This window comes from Candidatus Symbiopectobacterium sp. NZEC135 (assembly GCF_025962695.1).
Genome location: NZ_JAGFPF010000299.1, coordinates 1 through 1,869, shown reverse-complemented (window position 1 = coordinate 1,869; position 1,869 = coordinate 1). Strand labels below are relative to the sequence as shown.

1 protein-coding gene and 1 pseudogene are annotated in these 1,869 nt (G+C 53.6%); both read left to right on the top strand.

Annotated features, from left to right (window positions below):
- Positions 1-1,605, top strand: a 1,605-nt coding sequence (locus J5224_RS26165; RefSeq protein WP_264628102.1) for a hypothetical protein, incomplete at its 5' end; no start/stop codon positions are given.
- A gap of 6 nt (positions 1,606-1,611) precedes the next feature.
- Positions 1,612-1,869: pseudogene (locus J5224_RS26160) on the top strand (hypothetical protein); the annotation flags it as partial.

Genomic DNA, 1,869 nt, shown 5'->3' with positions numbered 1-1,869 from the left:
ATGCACTACGACGATGGCTACGCCGATGAATTCGTCAAGACGCGTGACAAGTCATTGCTGCATACGCTGTACACCGCGGCACTGTTTGTTCTGTTCACCACAGTAGCCAATTTTTTCAACATCAACGGTATTCTCAATGCCGCCAAACGCCCCAGCCTGCATATCAAACGCAGTCTCGGCGCTTCAGGTGCGCAGATCCTGACAGAATCACTGAGCGTGTTCTTGCCGCAGTTCCTGACAACGGTGGCTCTGGCGACCTTACTGCTTGGTGCCCTGTTACCGCTGTCAGTCGACGTGAGCGAGTTGCTCCTTCATCAACCAATGACACGCATGCTGACGGTATTTTTTGGCGTCGCGCTGTTCATTGGCGTGATGATGCTACTCTCACACCTGCTGAGCCTCTGTTTCTTCCTGTTCGGCAACCCGGCCTCACAGACCCCAAATCGCTATGAAACGCTGAGTATTTATTACCTCAACCGCATGATGCTGGTGGTACAACTGCTGGTAGCCGGTACCACCGTTTATCTGTGGGCGGGTGTGATGACGCAACAGCATAAGGCGCTGCATGCAGAGGTGGGTTACCAAAAAGCACACCGCCTGACGTTCGCGCTTGATGAAGGGTTTTATACACTCAGCAGCATACGCAAGTTACAACATCAACTTCAGGAAAACCTAGGCACATCGGCTTTCAGTTTGAGCAGTTGGCAACCGTTTGATAGGTCGCGCCACATACTCAACGTGCAGCACGCGCAACAACAGGTACAAGACCAATTTACCGTTATCAATACCCTGTCTGCCGACAAATACTTTGCGGAGGTCTGGGGATTAAAAACGCTGGCAGGCCAGGAGAATACGCTATGGGCCAGCACCGATGACGGCGTATGCCACGCCATCGTCACCCGCGCCTTCGTGGATGCGATGGGGCAGAAAACCGTCGATGAAGTGCTGAATACCCGCTACTACATTCCCTTTCCGGAAGGACAAAAAGAACTTCGGGTGTTACGGGTAGTGGAAAACGTCGACCTTGGAGAACACCTCCCTTCGCCCCAACCTTTGCTTATCTTTATCAACGATCGCCTGGAAAAATTCGCCACAGTGGCCTATTCGAACGTTCAACAGGAGGCCCCTCTTGTCGCACTGATCAAACGCCATGCTCCACCGAACTTATCTCTGCAAACGGTACAGGCGCTTCATGATCGTCATTTTCATAACGATTCACAGATGCTCAACGTCATTACACTCACCGCGCTGTTGGCGTTGATATTAATGGTTATCAGCACCTTGGTGATCAGCCTATCAGACGCTCAGCGGCTAGACGGCACACTGAAAATCATGGAAGCGGTGGGAGGTTCTCTTGCGACAAATATGGTGTTTTTTCTGCAACAACATGTGCTGCCCATAGTGTTCTCTTTGCTGGCGGCGCTGGCCTTGGGATACCTGCTGCTCGGGCGCTGGCTACAGCAGTATGACACCGTTGCCGGACTGGTCTATGTCAATGCGTTTGCGGCGCTGCTGTTGCTGGGACTCACGGTGACGGCCATTATGGCACTGTCACTGGTGTTGCACGATGGCAGGGTGACTCGCCCGTGGTTAAGGCGAGGGTAAGCCGCTATGGACATTCAATTAGACCCTAAATCCACGCGACATCGCGCTGCCAAAGGGATCGTCGGCCTGGCACTGGTGATTTTCGGCCTGTTATGCCTATGGCTTTTCAACCTGGCTACCGCAGAAAAGGTAACGCGAATGCCGTTTGCCCAGGTGACGCTGCACGTCGCCCAGCGCGGCACATTTACCGATACGCTGGCGACACGGGCGGTGGCTATCCCGCGTGAAAGCGTGATTATCGCCTCTGAACGCGGCGGTACGGTT